This window comes from Pseudoalteromonas sp. S8-8, from assembly GCF_000497875.1.
GTDB lineage: Bacteria > Pseudomonadota > Gammaproteobacteria > Enterobacterales > Alteromonadaceae > Pseudoalteromonas > Pseudoalteromonas arctica.
Window position 1 is genome coordinate 20,764 of sequence record NZ_AUTR01000049.1, and the last position, 15,361, is coordinate 36,124.

At 39.4% G+C, this 15,361-nt stretch carries 13 protein-coding genes; 7 read left to right on the top strand and 6 right to left on the bottom strand.

Features of this window, described 5'->3' with window-relative positions:
- Positions 1–553: 553 nt before the first annotated feature.
- From mnmE to rpmH, 5 genes are all read right to left on the bottom strand, one after another.
- Positions 554–1,918: a tRNA uridine-5-carboxymethylaminomethyl(34) synthesis GTPase MnmE gene (gene mnmE, locus L659_RS0116590; RefSeq protein ID WP_007584209.1), complete on the bottom strand. Its 1,365-nt coding sequence runs from the start codon at positions 1,916–1,918 to the stop codon at positions 554–556.
- 135 nt (positions 1,919–2,053) lie between these two features.
- Entirely contained in the window at positions 2,054–3,691 is a 1,638-nt protein-coding gene (yidC, locus tag L659_RS0116595; protein WP_024591278.1) for a membrane protein insertase YidC, read from the bottom strand.
- 8 nt (positions 3,692–3,699) lie between these two features.
- Entirely contained in the window at positions 3,700–3,975 is a 276-nt protein-coding gene (gene yidD / locus L659_RS0116600; RefSeq protein WP_008138026.1) for a membrane protein insertion efficiency factor YidD, read from the bottom strand.
- A gap of 129 nt (positions 3,976–4,104) precedes the next feature.
- Positions 4,105–4,527 (bottom strand): ribonuclease P protein component, encoded by a 423-nt coding sequence (rnpA, locus tag L659_RS0116605; RefSeq protein WP_007584204.1) that lies wholly within the window; start codon positions 4,525–4,527, stop codon positions 4,105–4,107.
- A 7-nt stretch (positions 4,528–4,534) separates the two neighbouring features.
- Positions 4,535–4,669 (bottom strand): 50S ribosomal protein L34, encoded by a 135-nt coding sequence (gene rpmH / locus L659_RS0116610; RefSeq protein ID WP_004335215.1) that lies wholly within the window; start codon positions 4,667–4,669, stop codon positions 4,535–4,537.
- Positions 4,670–5,187: 518 nt separating this feature from the next.
- On the opposite strand from rpmH, the gene dnaA reads away from it, so the two are divergent.
- The 7 genes from dnaA (at position 5,188) to L659_RS0116645 (ending at position 14,884) form a co-directional block, all read left to right on the top strand.
- The gene (dnaA, locus tag L659_RS0116615) at positions 5,188–6,576 is read left to right on the top strand and encodes a chromosomal replication initiator protein DnaA (protein WP_010555148.1); all 1,389 of its coding nucleotides are present in this window, start codon (positions 5,188–5,190) and stop codon (positions 6,574–6,576) included.
- Positions 6,577–6,589: 13 nt separating this feature from the next.
- Complete coding sequence (gene dnaN, locus L659_RS0116620; RefSeq protein ID WP_004335206.1) at positions 6,590–7,693, top strand: DNA polymerase III subunit beta; 1,104 nt, start codon at positions 6,590–6,592, stop codon at positions 7,691–7,693.
- A gap of 15 nt (positions 7,694–7,708) precedes the next feature.
- Positions 7,709–8,803 carry a DNA replication/repair protein RecF gene (gene recF / locus L659_RS0116625; protein WP_008138030.1) on the top strand — a complete coding sequence of 365 codons (1,095 nt, stop codon included), beginning with the start codon at positions 7,709–7,711 and terminating at the stop codon, positions 8,801–8,803.
- A gap of 12 nt (positions 8,804–8,815) precedes the next feature.
- On the top strand, positions 8,816–11,242 hold the full coding sequence (gene gyrB / locus L659_RS0116630) for a DNA topoisomerase (ATP-hydrolyzing) subunit B (RefSeq protein ID WP_008172005.1): 2,427 nt from the start codon (positions 8,816–8,818) through the stop codon (positions 11,240–11,242).
- Between the two features lie 142 nt (positions 11,243–11,384).
- A complete protein-coding gene (glyQ, locus tag L659_RS0116635; protein WP_007584197.1) occupies positions 11,385–12,287 on the top strand; it encodes a glycine--tRNA ligase subunit alpha in 903 nt (300 codons plus the stop codon).
- A 2-nt stretch (positions 12,288–12,289) separates the two neighbouring features.
- Entirely contained in the window at positions 12,290–14,359 is a 2,070-nt protein-coding gene (glyS, locus tag L659_RS0116640) for a glycine--tRNA ligase subunit beta (RefSeq protein WP_024591279.1), read from the top strand.
- A gap of 75 nt (positions 14,360–14,434) precedes the next feature.
- Positions 14,435–14,884, top strand: coding sequence for a hypothetical protein (locus tag L659_RS0116645; RefSeq protein WP_024591280.1), 450 nt, complete (start codon positions 14,435–14,437; stop codon positions 14,882–14,884).
- A gap of 86 nt (positions 14,885–14,970) precedes the next feature.
- Here L659_RS0116645 and tusA read toward each other — a convergent pair whose 3' ends face one another.
- Positions 14,971–15,210, bottom strand: a complete 240-nt coding sequence (gene tusA / locus L659_RS0116650) for a sulfurtransferase TusA (protein WP_024591281.1) — start codon at positions 15,208–15,210, stop codon at positions 14,971–14,973.
- Between the last annotated feature and the right edge of the window lie 151 nt (positions 15,211–15,361).

Here is a 15,361-nt window from a genome sequence, read left to right on the forward strand (position 1 = left end):
AGAGCTGCTATTTTTATTAATTTTGCTGGTGGAGTTAGCAGATCAAAAGTTTTGAATACTTAACAGTTGAGTTATTTTATTTAAAAATCACGGTGATTATCAAATTATATGTTGTCAAAAGTAAGCTTTTTAGAGTACTAATCAGTGTTTTTTAGCTCTTTAATTGAGCGAATAGCATTATTTTTTGCGTGTATGAGGTGTGTTTTAGTGCATTTTTGTGAGCTAAAGTAAGTATAAGGAAGCCATTTATAACTACTTTTTGTATGACATATAATGCTATTAAAGCGTGCGGTTGTTTGAAAAGGCATCGGTTTTAGCCTTAATAATAGGTGTAATTTGTGCTATTAATTCCTCCAATAAGCACTCTCAGTATTGCCTACTCTATATAATCTGACCTCTCTTAGCACGTAACAAAGGTAGTTTTGGATATGATTTTATTGGCAGTAATTTGCAGGCATCAGGTGTATAAATACATATTTTACAGCAGAATATTTTACATAAAAAAAGAGCACCTAAGTGCTCTTATAATAAAAATATATCTGTAATAGGGTGTTTATTTACCAATACAAAACGAGCTAAATATTTTGCCAAGTAAGTCGTCTGAGGTAAATTCACCGGTTATTTCATTCAAATACTGCTGTGTTAAACGCAGTTCTTCAGCGAGTATTTCACCAGCAATGTGCATTTCTAACTGTGTTTTACCCGTTTCTAAATGATACGCAGCACTTTCTAGTGCATCCAAATGACGACGGCGCGCCATAAAGCCACCTTCTGTTGCACCTTGAAAGCCTATACAAGCTTTTAAATGCTCGCGAACAAGTTCAATACCGTCAGCATTTTTAGCACTTAAGCTGATAACCGGGTATTGTTGCTCTTGCTCCATTCCGACTATGTCGCCCGATAAATCAGCTTTATTTCTGATGACCGTAACCCCCATACCTTCTGGTAATTTTGCCATAAATTCAGGCCAAATTTTGTGCGGGTCAGTATCTATAGTATCAGTGCCATCAAGCATAAATAAAACGCGGTCGGCTTGGTTTATTTCATCCCATGCACGCTCAATACCTATTTGTTCTACTCTGTCTGGGCTTTCACGAAGGCCTGCTGTATCTATAATATGCAGTGGCATACCATCTATATGTATATGCTCTCGTAGTACGTCGCGAGTGGTACCGGCTATTTCTGTTACGATTGCGGCTTCACGACCGGCTAGAGCGTTAAGCAGGCTTGATTTACCCGCATTAGGGCGACCTGCAATAACAACACGCATACCTTCGCGCATGATGCTGCCCTGCTTGGCTTGGTTGGTTACAGTGTTAAGCTGAGTAATAATCGCGTCTAAGTCGCCTGACACTTTACCATCTGATAAAAAATCAATTTCTTCATCAGGAAAATCTATTGCCGCTTCTACATACATGCGTAAGTGAATTACTTTTTCTACGAGTGTTTCTATGTGCTTAGAAAATTCACCTTGGAGAGACTGTAGGGCGCTTTTAGCGGCTTGCTCGCTAGTGGCATTAATTAAGTCGGCGATAGCTTCTGCTTGTGTTAAATCAAGCTTGTCATTCATAAATGCGCGCTCAGAAAACTCACCAGGCTTTGCTAAACGAACGCCCTCTATTTTACTAATTTCTTTAAGTAACATGTCTAGTACTACAGGACCGCCGTGGCCTTGTAATTCAAGTACGTCTTCACCAGTAAATGAGTTAGGACCTGCAAAGTAAATGGCAATACCTTGATCAAGTTGCTCGCCAGCAAGGCTTTTAAATGGCACATAATCGGCGTAGCGAACTTTAGGTATTTTACCTACTACTTTTTCGGCGACACTTTTAGCAAGGCTACCTGAAACGCGAATAATACCAACACCACCACGTCCAGGTGCTGTTGCTTGTGCTGCAATTGTATCTTGATTGATCATGCTATTAATTTGCCAACGATGAGTAACTTTATGCCCGTATTGTAACCTATCGATTTATTTGTAGCGAATAGCTGTGGTGAAAAACAGGCAATAAAAAAGGCGACCGAAGTCGCCTTTATATAAGTAGGAGCTTAGTTAGCCTCTTACTTTAATTCCTTTCTTTTCCATGCCACGGTAGATGATTAACATCTGGACAATAGAAATAAGGTTAGACACTAACCAGTAAAGAACTAAACCAGATGGGAACCATAAGAAGAATACAGAGAAGATAACCGGCATAAAGGTCATCATTTTTTGCTGCATTGGATCAGTAACCGTCATAGGTTGTAGCTTTTGCGTCACAAACATACTCGCACCAAATAATATTGGCAATACGTAGTACGGGTCTTTCGCAGAAAGGTCAGTTAACCAAAAAATGAATTCAGCATGGCGAAGTTCAGTAGACTCTAAGAATACGTAGAACAAGGCTAAGAAAATTGGCATTTGTAGCAAAATAGGGAAACAGCCACCCATTGGGTTAACTTTTTCTTTTTTGTACATTTCCATAGTTGCTTGGCCGAACTTTTGACGGTCATCACCAAACTTTTCTTTAAGGGCTGCCATTTTAGGCTGTAGGGCACGCATTTTTGCCATTGAAGTGTATTGCGCTTTAGTAAGTGGGTACATTAACGATTTAACGATAATAGTGATGGCAATAATTGCTACACCCCAGTTACCTAAAATGCTGTGTAGCCATTTTAGCAATACAAATAAAGGTTGCGAGATAAAAAATAACCAACCGTAATCTACGGTTAGGTCTAGGTCTGGGTGAATCGCTTCAAGAATATCTGACTCTTTCGGGCCCATATAATAAGTAGCAGTTAGTATTTGCTCACTACCAGCTTGAATATTTACAGCGGGATCTTTAGCACCAATAATAGCGGCATTACTTTTTGTAATTAAGCTATAAAGTGTATTTGATTGGTCCTGCATTGGAACCCAAGCACTTACAAAGTAATGTTGAATAAAGGCAACGTAACCACCTTGTGTGCTTTTATTTAGGTTTTTATCAGCCATATCTGAAAAACTATACTTTTCGTATTTTTCTTCATCAGTACCGTATGCAGCACCTAAATAGTTTTGATCAACCATACTACCTTTTTCTTGTACGGTACGCTTAATTTGCGTGTATAGCTGTACTTGAAGAGGTGCGCTGGTAGTGTTGTTAATTTTGTATTCTAAGCCTACGTCATACTGACCTTTTTTGAATACATACGTTTTAGTAAAACTAACACCATTACTATCAGTAAACTGAAGTGGAACGCGAAGCTCATCACCCGTTAAGGTATATGATTTTTGTTCGGTACTATAAGTCGGGCGACCATTAGCTGATCCGTCAGGGCCATTTAAACCAATTAAGCCACTTTGTGAAAAGTATTGTTTGCCACCATCAAGCTGACCAAGAAGCATATAAGGCGTGTCACTGCCTTTTGTCTCTTCGTATTGAAGAAGGTCTGTTTCAACAATGTCACCGCCTTTGGTGTCAATTTTAACTTTAAAAACGTCAGTTGTAATTTCAATAACTGAACGCTTAGCTAAAGTTGCTGAAGCAGGTAACTCTGAATCTGACGATGAAGGAATATAATCATCCGACTCTGGTGAATTTGCTTGTAGTGTTTGTGTTGTGGCACTTGGATCGACTTTAGGCTTGTTGTAATCATTATCCCATTCTTGGAACAATAAAAACGACACTAGCATTAGGCCAATTAATAAAAACGTGCGTTGCGATTCCATAACAGCTCTTATTTCTCGTGTTGGTGGTTAATATGGGTTAATTTTTCAGGAACGGGGTCGTCTCCGCCTGAATGTAAAGGATGGCATTTTAATATGCGTTTTAAAGCTAACCAACTACCTTTTACCGATCCATGCAATTTAATTGCTTGAATAGCATAACTAGAACAGGTTGGATTAAAACGACAATGCGGACCTAACAGCGGGCTAATCCACTTTTGATAACCGCGGATAAATAACACTAAACAAAAAGTTGGTAAAGCAACAAGTGGTTTAAGTAACCTCATGATGTTTATGCCCCTACTTAAGTTTAGTGAGATAGATATCATGTATTTAAAGACTCAATTAGAAAATTTAAATGCATGATTAAAAGGTGAGCTAAAGATACATTAATTAACCCTGCAATTCTATTGCAATTAGGTTTGTTTGTTAGATTTAGCTGATTTGTTTGGGCGTTTCTTAAAAGGTGGCGGTTTAGGTGCACCTGGTTTACAGCGTTCGTTAATTTTTCGCCATAATTTAGTAAGTTGTTTGGTTATTTCTTCATTAGACTGCTCATCAATACCATTTTTAACCATAAGCACAATATCAATATTATCGATGCTGTGTTGATTTAAACGAAAACTTTCGCGAGCGAGACGTTTAATACGGTTTCGTTGGCATGCCTTTTTTACACGTTTTTTAGCAACAGTAAGACCTAACCGAGGTTTTTCTTGGTCATTTGGTTTAGCTAATAGAGTAAAGAAAGGAGTTGCAGCCCGAGCGGGTTCATTAAATATGCGAGAGTAATGCGAGGGAGTTAACAGACGTAACTCCCTGCCAAAGCTAAAGTCTTCCACTTATAAATTAAGCAGAAAGAACTTTGCGGCCTTTAGCGCGGCGACGTGCTAATACTTTACGGCCATTTACAGTTGCCATGCGAGCACGGAAGCCGTGTGCACGTTTGCGTTTTAAAACGCTAGGTTGAAAAGTTCTTTTCATAACAATCTCATCCGATCGGTTAAAGTTAAAACATCCTATACAGGTCGCGATCCTGGCATAGGTGCCATTGCGAGCGCGAGATATTATAGAGTAAGTAATGTAAAGTCAATCATAATTACGTTAAGGGTATATAACCCACCTACTACTATATAAGAGATCATATAAGGCGATCTGTTAGGATCATCATAAATAAGAAGTTTTCCACAGCCCCTGTATAAAAAGTGAATAAAAGCGGGGGAAAAGTAAATTGGATCGTAAATTTGGTTCGCGATCTTGATGTTATTTTGTTATGATCTCCTCTCAGGATCTAAAATAAAAACTGTTTTAAATCAGCTTGTTAATGATTTTATACATCGATATCAACAATTTTATAAAAATCAATCTTTTACTTGTGGATAAAGTGTCTTCATAATACGCGGTCTTGGGTCGCTTATTGGACCATTTGAACGCAATAAATGTATGATTTATAATCATTAATGATGTGCGGGAATAAAAATTATATCTCTGGGAGTTTAACTGTGTATCTGTCGGTTTGGCAAAGTTGTTTATATGTATTGCAAGATGAGCTGCCTTCGCAGCAATTCAGTATGTGGGTAAGACCGCTACAAGCAGAAAGTACCGAAGATACCTTGACGATTTATGCACCTAATCGCTTTGTGCTTGATTGGGTGAGAGAAAAGTACCTAAATAGAATTAACGAATTACTAGTAGAGATTTGTGGTGTTGAAGCACCAAAACTACGTTTTGATGTAGGTAGTAAACCTTTATTAAATGCACAAGCTGCACCGGTTATAGAAACTCAATCGGCACCAAGTGCACACGCTTCAGCAAAACAACAGCCTCGCGAGCAAAAGCCAGTTGTTGAACCTGCACCTAAGTCAGGTTACAAATCTAACATTAAAGAAAACTATACTTTTGATAGCTTTGTTGAAGGTAAATCAAACCAATTAGCAAAAGCTGCGGCCACACAGGTTGCCGACAATCCTGGCTCTGCTTTTAACCCTGTATTTATATACGGTGGCACTGGTTTAGGTAAAACTCACTTATTACATGCAGTAGGTAATGGCATTATGGCAAATAAGCCAGATGCTAAAATTGTTTACATGCATTCAGAACGCTTTGTTCAAGACATGGTAAAGGCACTTCAAAATAATGCGATAGAAGAATTTAAGCGTTATTACCGTAGTGTTGATGCATTAATGATTGATGATATTCAATTTTTTGCTAACAAAGAGCGTTCACAAGAAGAATTTTTTCATACCTTTAATGCATTGCTTGAAGGCAACCAACAAATTATTTTAACCTCTGACCGTTACCCTAAAGAGATTGAAGGCGTTGAAGACAGGCTAAAATCACGTTTTGGTTGGGGATTAACAATTGCGATTGAGCCACCAGAGCTTGAAACACGCGTTGCTATTTTAATGAAAAAAGCCCAGCAAAGTAAGATTAACTTACCACACGAAGTTGCTTTTTTTATTGCCAAAAAATTACGTTCAAATGTTCGTGAACTAGAGGGTGCACTTAACCGTGTAATCGCTAATGCGAACTTTACCGGTCGTCCTATTTCAATCGATTTTGTAAAAGAAGCGCTACGCGATTTACTTGCCTTGCAAGATAAACTGGTTACCATAGACAATATTCAGCGCACTGTTGCTGAGTACTATCGAATTCGTATATCAGACCTGTTATCTAAGCGCCGCAGCCGCTCTATAGCGAGGCCGCGCCAAGTAGCTATGGCGTTATCTAAAGAATTAACTAATCACAGCTTACCTGAGATTGGTGACGCATTTGGTGGACGCGATCATACGACCGTATTACATGCATGTCGTAAGATAAAATCACTACGTGACGAAAGCCACGAAATTAAAGAAGATTACCAAAACTTAATAAGAACATTGTCATCTTAGGGCTGACTTTATTATGCAAATAACAATATCAAGACAACAATTTTTAAAGCCATTGGTGCAAGTGTCGGGCGCAATAGAGCGCAAACACACGTTGCCAATTTTATCTAACGTTTTGTTAGTGGTAGAAAACGGACAACTTTCAATGACGGGTACTGACCTTGAAATTGAATTAGTTTCTGGCGTATTTGTAGGTGATGATATTGCCGATACAAAACTAACGTTACCCGCTAAAAAGTTACTCGATATTTGTAAAAGTCTACCAGATGGTTCAGACATTACTTTAAGCTTGCAAGAGCATCAATTACTTTTAACCAGTGGTAAAAGCCGTTTTTCATTAACGACTTTATCGGCTGATGATTTTCCTAATTTAGAGCAGTGGGACGGAGAGGTTGAATTTCAACTAACTCGTTTAGAGCTTCGTAAGTTACTCGAAAGCACGCATTTTTCGATGGCAAATCAAGACGTACGTTATTACTTAAATGGTATGTCGTTTGAAGTAGATAATACCGACATAAAAACAGTAGCAACAGATGGTCACCGTTTAGCTATAGCGCAAAAGCAATTAACGCAATCGCTTAATACGCAGCGCCAGCTAATTATACCTCGCAAAGGTGTGCAAGAAATTATGCGCCTTATGGTAGCTGACGATGAATTGGTAACAATTCAGTTTGGTGCTAACCATATCCGTATTATTGATATTGAGTTTACATTTACAAGTAAACTGGTTGATGGGCGTTTTCCAGATTACCGTCGTGTATTACCACGTGGTGGCGACAAAGTAATTACAGCTAACCGAGAATGGTTACGTAATGCGTTCCAACGAGTGTCTATTTTATCTAATGAAAAGTTTCGTGGCGTACGCTTAAACTTATCAAATGGTTTATTAAAAATTACGGCCAACAACCCAGAGCAAGAACAAGCTGAAGAAGTTGTTGAAGTAAGTTACGAAGGTGCTGACCTAGAAATAGGGTTTAACGTGTCTTACGTATTAGACGTACTAAACACATTAAAAACAGAAGACGTACTATTTACATTAGCCGACTCAAACAGCAGTGCATTAATTGAAGGTGCAGGCGATGAAGAAGCAATGTACGTTGTTATGCCTATGCGTTTATAAGACTATAAATACATAATGAGCTTAAGTCATTTGAGCCTCAAATATTTTCGTAATATTGAGGCGCTGACGCTAGAACCAGTTAACGGCGTTAATATAATATATGGTGAAAATGGCAGCGGAAAAACCAGCCTTTTAGAGGCTATCTATTACCTTTCTCACGGCAAATCTTTTCGTACTCCAAAACACAAAAGTATTATCGCGCATCAGCAAGAGCAGTTTGTAATTCACGGGCGCAAAACAATACACGACTTATCTATTCCAATTGGTATTAGTAAAACTCAAACGGGTGAAACTAATTTAAAAATTCAAGGTAAGGCGAGCCGTAAAATATCCGAACTAGCTCAACTCATGCCAGTGCAAATTATTACACCAGAGAGCTATTCTTTATTTTTTGGTGGGCCTAAAGAGCGCAGAAAGTTTTTAGATTTAGGTTTGTTCCACGTGGAACATGAGTTCTTTTTTTTATGGCAATCGTTTAATAAAGTACTTAAACAACGTAATGCATTGTTAAAAACTAAGCCCAAGAATTATTTTGACCAAATTAAGTTTTGGGACAAAGAATTTGTTAGACTGGCTGAAGAAATAAATAAATTAAGATTGGCGTATATAAGTAGGTTTAAGCAGCAGTTTTTTGATAAAATGTGTGCAGAATTAACGCTTGTACGTGATTTAGAAATGACCTTTAACGCAGGCTGGAAAGAGACCGAATCTCTTGCAGATGCGTTAGAGCAAAACTTTGAGCGAGATGCTCGCCAAGGATTTACAAGTAAAGGCCCTCATAAGGCCGATTTTAGTTTTAGTGTCGCTGGCAACAGTGTGGAGAATACATTCTCACGCGGTCAATTGAAGTTACTATTATATGCGTTAAAAGTTACGCAAAATAGCTTAATTGAGTCAGAGACAGATAAGCAATCTATATTGCTAATAGATGATCTACCTTCAGAGTTAGGCGAAGATACAAAAGAGAAAGTGGGACAATTACTTGCTCACTGCAGTTCTCAAATTTTTATCTCTTCAATTTTGTCTGAAAGTATTTCTGCTGTGGTGGAACCCATGCAACGAGAACTACAAATGTTCCACGTGAAACATGGCAACCTAATAACAAGATAAGTGGGATTAACCATGTCTGAGAATTATGACTCGTCGAGTATTAAAGTACTTAAAGGATTAGACGCAGTAAGAAAGCGTCCTGGAATGTATATTGGGGACACCGATGATGGCACAGGCTTACACCACATGGTGTTTGAGGTCGTTGATAACTCGATCGATGAAGCCTTAGCAGGTCATTGTGATGATATTTATGTAACGATTCACTTAGACGGTTCTGTCTCAGTACGAGATAACGGTCGTGGTATTCCAACTTCTATCCATGAAGAAGAAGGCGTATCAGCAGCCGAAGTTATTATGACGGTACTTCATGCCGGTGGTAAGTTTGATGATAACTCTTATAAAGTATCTGGTGGCTTACACGGTGTTGGTGTTTCTGTTGTAAATGCACTTTCAGAAAAGCTAAAACTTACAGTTCGCCGTGAAGGTAAACTTCATGAGCAGTTTTACACTATGGGTGTTCCAGATGCACCTTTAGCTGTTATTGGTGAATCAGACACGACTGGTACAGAACTGCGTTTTTGGCCAAGTGGTGAAACATTCACAAACTTAGATTTTCATTACGAAATTTTAGCTAAGCGTTTACGCGAGCTTTCATTCCTAAATTCAGGTGTGAGCATCATTTTAAATGATGAACGTGAAGAAAATAAATCTGACCACTTTAAATACGAAGGCGGTATTCAAGCTTTCGTTGAATACTTAAACCGTAATAAAACACCTATACATAAAGGTGTATTCCATTTTACTCACGAACGTGAAGAAGATGGTATTAGCGTTGAAGTATCAATGCAGTGGAATGATGCATACCAAGAAAATATTTACTGTTTCACAAATAATATTCCACAACGTGATGGTGGTACTCACTTAGCCGGTTTTAGATCAGCGCTAACACGTACACTTAATAACTACATGGAAAAAGAAGGCTTTAACAAAAAAGCTAAAACAACCAGCAATGCTACCGGTGATGATGCCCGTGAAGGCTTAACGGCTGTTGTTAGTGTTAAAGTTCCTGATCCTAAGTTCTCATCGCAAACTAAAGACAAGCTTGTTTCAAGTGAAGTTAAGTCTGCAGTTGAACAAGCAATGGCTGAAAAATTCACTGAGTTTTTATTAGAAAACCCAACTGATGCCAAAATTGTTGTAGGTAAGATTATTGATGCCTCACGTGCTCGTGAAGCGGCGCGTAAAGCCCGTGAAATGACACGTCGTAAAGGTGCAATGGACTTAGCAGGCTTACCTGGTAAGCTAGCTGATTGCCAAGAAAAAGATCCTGCCCAATCTGAACTATATATAGTGGAAGGGGACTCTGCTGGCGGATCAGCCAAGCAGGGACGTAATCGTAAAAACCAAGCTATTCTTCCGCTTAAAGGTAAAATCTTAAACGTAGAAAAAGCACGTTTTGATAAAATGTTATCTTCACAAGAAGTAGCAACACTAATTACTGCATTAGGGTGTGGTATTGGTCGTGACGAATATAACCCTGAGAAATTACGTTACCACCGTATCATCATCATGACCGATGCGGACGTGGATGGTTCTCACATTCGTACGTTACTATTAACATTCTTCTATCGCCAAATGCCTGAAATTGTAGAACGCGGCTATATTTACATTGCTCAACCACCACTTTATAAAGTGAAAAAAGGTAAGCAAGAGCGTTATATTAAAGATGACCCTGCATTAGTTGAATACCTAACATCGCTTGCTCTTAATGGTGCAGCGTTGTATGCAAGTACAGATGCACCAGCTCTTGAAGGTGAGGCACTAGAAGAAATCGTTCACGATTATCAAAACACAGTTAAAGTAATTGAGCGTTTAAAGCGTAAATACCCTAACACGGTAATGGAACGCTTAATTTATCAAACAGAATTGAAAACTGATGACCTTTCAGATGAAGCTAAAGTAATTGCTTGGACTAAAGTGTTGGTTGACGACCTGATTGCACGTGATGAAGATGCGACTATTTTCCATGCTGGTACAGAGCATGATGCTGAGCGTAATATGTATTACCCGGTTGTGAATATTCGTCAGCACGGTGTAGATAAAGCACACGTACTTCATTATGACTTTATTGCGTCACGTGACTACCAACGCATTGCTGTGACTGGTACTAACATCGCAAACATCCTTAGCGAAGGTGCATATATTCAACGTGGTGAGAAAACAAAACCTGTTGATAACTTTGTGGATGCTTTGGAATGGTTGATCACAGAATCGAAGCGCGGGATCTATATTCAACGCTATAAAGGACTGGGCGAAATGAACCCAAGCCAGCTTTGGGAGACCACAATGGATCCTAGTGCTCGCCGTATGTTACAAGTAACGATCGAAGATGCTGTTGGCGCGGATCAATTATTTGCGACCTTAATGGGTGACCAAGTAGAGCCTCGTCGTGAGTTTATTGAAAAGAACGCACTACGTGTAGTTAACTTAGACGTGTAAAAAATATTGCTTACATAGAAAAAGGAGCCTAATGGCTCCTTTTTTATTTTCTTCAATTACACAAACTGCTTAAAACCTGAGTGTACACACGGTATACTAAGGGTAATTTTCACGCTACTTCTTAGATAGTAAAAAGCCAAATATGCAAAAATATGACGTAAAAACCTTTCAAGGTTTGATCCTGGCTTTACAGGATTATTGGGCGCAGCAAGGCTGTGTCATTATTCAACCACTTGATATGGAAGTGGGCGCAGGGACATTTCACCCGCAAACTTTTTTAAAGTCTATTGGTCCAGAGCCAATGGCGAGTGCATACGTGCAACCGTGTCGTCGTCCTACCGATGGTCGCTACGGTGAAAATCCAAATCGCTTACAACACTACTACCAATTTCAGGTAGTTTTAAAGCCATCGCCAGATAACATCCAAGAGCTTTATTTAGGCTCTTTAGCGGCTATGGGTATCGATACACTAACTCACGAAGTTCGCTTTGTAGAAGACAACTGGGAATCACCTACGTTAGGTGCGTGGGGCCTAGGTTGGGAAATTTGGTTAAACGGCATGGAAGTAACGCAGTTTACCTACTTCCAACAAGTTGGTGGTATTGAGTGTTCACCAGTAACGGGTGAGATCACTTACGGCCTAGAGCGTTTAGCAATGTACATTCAAGGCGTAGATAGTATTTACGACTTAGTATGGGCAGACGGTCCACTAGGGCGCGTAACCTACGGCGACGTGTTCCATCAAAATGAAGTAGAGCAGTCTACTTACAATTTTGAACACGCAAACGTAGAAGACTTATTTGCTCAGTTTGATAAATGTGAAGCAGAGAGCCAAAAGTTAATTGAAGCAAACTTACCACTACCGGCTTACGAGCAAGTAATGAAAGCATCGCACGCATTTAACTTACTAGACGCACGCCACGCAATTTCGGTAACCGAACGTCAACGTTATATTTTACGCGTTCGTGCGTTATCAAAAGCGTGTGCACAAAGTTACTATGACAAACGCGAAGCGCTTGGTTTCCCGCTGTGTAAGGATAAGTAAGTATGTCAGCACAAAATTTATTAGTAGAAATTGGCACAGAAGAGTTGCCACCAAAAGCACTGCGTAAATTAGCAGAAGCTTTTGCTGCAAACTTAACTGCAGAGCTTGAAACACTAGAGTTAGCACATCAAGGCGTAAGCTGGTATGCATCGCCTCGTCGTTTAGGTTTACAAGTAAAAGCGCTTGAAGCTAAGCAACAAGACAAAGAAGTTGAAAAACGCGGTCCAGCAACTAAAGCCGCATTTGACGGTGACGGTAACCCAACAAAAGCAGCAATGGGTTGGGCACGTGGTTGTGGTATTGAAGTAAAAGATGCACAAACACTCGAAACAGACAAAGGCGCATGGTTATTGCACATTGCTAAAGTAGCAGGGCAAGAAACTAAAACGCTAATGACAGGTGCAATTACTAAAGCGTTGGCTAAATTACCAATTCCTAAACCAATGCGTTGGGGCGCGAATAAAACACAATTTATTCGTCCTGTGCATACGGTAACTATTTTGTTTGGTGATGAGTTACTTGAAGGTGAGATCCTTGGTAAGAAAATAACTAACCAGCTTCAGGGTCATCGTTTTCACCACCCAGAAAAAATTAGTATAAACCATGCAGATGACGTTTTTGACGTACTTAAATCTGCTTACGTTATTGCTGATTACGAACAACGTAAAGCGCAAATTCGTATACAAATAGAAGAAGCTGCAAAAGCAGTTAACGCTATTGTTGCTATGGATGAAGATTTACTAGAAGAAGTAACATCACTTGTAGAGTGGCCAGTTACTTTAACGGCAACATTTGAAGAAGCATTTTTAGATGTACCAGCCGAAGCGTTAATCTATACCATGAAAGACGATCAAAAATACTTCCCGTTATTAGATCAAAACGGCAAACTTTTAAATAAATTTTTGTTTGTATCTAACATAGAAAGTAAAGATCCAAGTGTGGTTATTTCTGGTAACGAAAAAGTAGTGCGCCCGCGTTTAGCCGATGCACAGTTCTTCTTTGAAACAGATAAAAAGAAAACTCTAGAAAGCCGACTAGAATCGCTTGATAGCGTATTGTTCCAAAAGCAACTTGGTACGCTTAAAGATAAGTCTCAGCGCATTAGTGAGCTTGCGGGTTATATTGCTGAGCAATTAGGTGCTGATAAAGACCTAGCACAGCGTGCAGGCTTATTAAGTAAAACTGACCTAATGACTGAAATGGTAATGGAATTTACCGACGTGCAAGGTGTAATGGGAATGCATTACGCTCGCCACGATGGTGAAGCCGAAGATGTAGCCTTAGCGCAAAACGAGCAGTACATGCCACGCTTTGCAGGCGACAACTTACCTACAAATTTAATTAGCTGCGCAGTAGCGATTGCTGATAAGTTTGATACGCTGGTGGGTATTTTTGGTATAGGCCAAGCACCTAAGGGTGACAAAGACCCATTTGCTCTTCGTCGTGCTGCTATTGGTGCACTTCGCATTATGGTAGAAAAAGAACTACCACTTGATATTTTAGACCTAGTAGCTAAATCGCAAACATTGTTTGGCGACAAGTTAACTAACTTAAATGTATCAACTGACGTATTTGAATTTATGCTAGGGCGCTTCCGTGCGTGGTATCAAGACGAAGGTATTGAAGTAGACGTAATTCAAGCAGTGCTTGCACGTCGTCCGACTAAACCTGTTGATTTTGATCGCCGTGTTAAAGCCGTAAGCCACTTCCGTACATTAGACGCAGCAGAAGCGCTTGCAGCAGCTAATAAGCGTGTAGGTAATATTCTGGCTAAAAACGACATTACCAGCCAAGGTAGTGTTGATGAGAGCTTATTAAGCGACGACGCTGAAAAAGTATTAGCATCACAAGTAGCAAAATTTGCCACTGACCTTGCACCACTTTACGCAGATGGAAACTACCAAGAAGCATTAAGCCAATTGGCAGGTATTCGACAAAGTGTTGATAACTTTTTTGACAACGTAATGGTTATGGCCGACGATGAAGCAGTTAAGCAAAATCGTCTTGCGCTATTAAGCCAGTTAAGCGGATTGTTTTTAGGTATTGCAGATATTTCTGTTTTACAAAAATAACACCGATTAGCAATTTTAAAAGCCAGCGTTTTGCTGGCTTTTTAGTTTTCACTGTATGCAAAGGAAACCCCATTGATGATTTCTATGAAACGAATTTTAACCTTAGCAATTGCTGGTTTACTTACTGCCTGTACAAGCCAAATTTCGATTAACGATGTATTGCCACAGCAAGAACTTGATCGCACAATTTACTTACGTGGCGACTTTACACTGTGGGATGCAGAGCCCCAGTATCAGTTTGCGCCAGTTGGACCAGCGCTTTATCAAGCACAAGTGAAATTTTCGACGCCTGGTAAAGTGTACGAATTTAAAATAGCAGATGCCGATTTTAGCGAAGGTTATAACTGTGGTTATAGCGACGCACAACCAGCAGGGCAAAGCTTAACACTCGGCCAGCCAGCTATCGCAGACTGTAATACTATTTATAACTACTTTAGTTTCACACCAGCAATAAAAGGCACGTACATAGTAAGCATTGATTACAGCGACTACGACAGGCCACAAGTGACGATAACTAAGAAGTAACAGCTATAAATGGAAAGTTATCAGCAGATTGAATTTAGAAACACGTTAGATAAGAGTTAGTACAAATTCCTGATAGTTGATAGAGGTTACAACCCTTTCTTGACGACATATCTATATGGTGTTTCGTCCGCATCTTTAGCTACCAGAGTGTGGTCCATAAACGTACAAAAACTTGGAATATCTCGGGTAGTTGATGGATCATCAGCGGTTACTAATAGCGTCTCACCATCGCTCATTTTACGGATGGCAGCACGTACCATCATCACAGGTTCTGGGCAACGAAGGCCTATGGCATTTAATTGATGATCGGTGTTATCAAAGCTCATGGTTAGCTTATTAGTTAGAGTAAGGAATAATATGGCGTCTATTCTAGCTTTGATATATAAATAAATAAAGCTGTACCAGAATTGTTCCTAATATAAACTTTGCTTTTAATCTACTAAGAGCAGTGTAGATAATTTAGAAAAGAATTGAGAT